Consider the following 1,199-nt stretch of genomic DNA (forward strand, 5'->3'; position numbering starts at 1 on the left):
GCACGCTGGCGCGGCGGCGCTGCCGACCGGCTTCGCCACGCTCGACGCCGAGCTGCCCGGCGGCGGCTGGCCGGCCGGAGCGCTCGTCGAACTCCTCGCCGATCGCCCCGGCGTCGGCGAGCTGAGCCTGCTGCTGCCCTTGCTCGGCGCCACCCCGCCCGCACGCTGGATCGTCTGCATCGCCCCGCCGCTACTGCCCTACGCCCCCGCGCTGGCGAGCGCCGGCGTGCCGCTGGCGCGCCTGCTCGTGGTGCGCCCCGAACGCCGCGAAGACCTGCTGTGGGCCGCACGCCAGGCCCTGTTGTCGGGCAGCTGCGCCTGCGTGCTGGCGTGGCCGCAGCGCATCGACAACGCCGGACTGCGCCGCCTGCAGCTCGCCGCCGAGGAAAGCGCCACCCCGCTCTTCCTCTTCCGCCCTGCCAGCGTCGCCGCGCAGCCCTCGCCCGCCGTGTTGCGGATTGCGCTCGCCCCCCACCCCGAGGGCCTGCAGCTACGCATCCTCAAGCGCCGCGGACCGCTCTCCACCGCTGCGCTCGTGCTCGCCCTCTCACCTGGAGTCAGCAGCGATTCGCGGCTTCCGCGCTCCTACACGAGAACCGGAGCCGTGGCGGTTTAGGTAGGAGCGCCGGCAGGCGCGAATGGCGGCGACGAAAAGAGCGCCGGCGCATGGGCCGCCGCCCGTTCGCGCCTGCCGGCGCTCCTACAGAAAACCGGCCTCATCGCTGCGACCACCCCCTGTAGGAGCGCCGGCAGGCGCAAATGGCGGCCTTCGGGCTGACGATCAACCTCGGCGGGGCCAGGCACGCCGCCGTTCGCGGCTTCCGCCACTCCTACACGAGAACCGGAGCCGTGCTTGTTTAGGCAGGAGCGCCGGCAGGCGCGAATTCGGCGACGAAAAGAGCGCCGGCGCATGGGCCGCCGCGCGTTCGCGCCTGCCGGCGCTCCTACAGAAAACCGGCCTCATCGCTGCGACCACCCCCTGTCGGAGCGCCGGCAGGCGCAAATGGCGGCCGTCGATCACGCACCGCGGTCGCTTCATTCACCAACATTCAACCGGAGCGAATCCATGTTGTGGCTGGCCATCCTGTTGCCGGCCTTGCCGCTGCAGGTATTCACCCGCGGCGTGCGCGAGGCCCCGCCGCTGGCGATCCTGTCGCCGCGAGGCCGGGTGCTGGCTGCCAGCGCGGCGGCGAGCGCGG

Annotated in this window: 1 protein-coding gene; it reads left to right on the forward strand. The window is 73.3% G+C overall.

Annotated features, from left to right (window positions below):
* The coding region (gene imuA / locus C667_RS23125) for a translesion DNA synthesis-associated protein ImuA (RefSeq protein ID WP_004389335.1) at window positions 1-616 on the forward strand (616 nt) is incomplete at its 5' end.
* Window positions 617-1,199: the final 583 nt, after the last annotated feature.

The organism is Thauera phenylacetica B4P (assembly GCF_000310225.1).
GTDB lineage: Bacteria > Pseudomonadota > Gammaproteobacteria > Burkholderiales > Rhodocyclaceae > Thauera > Thauera phenylacetica.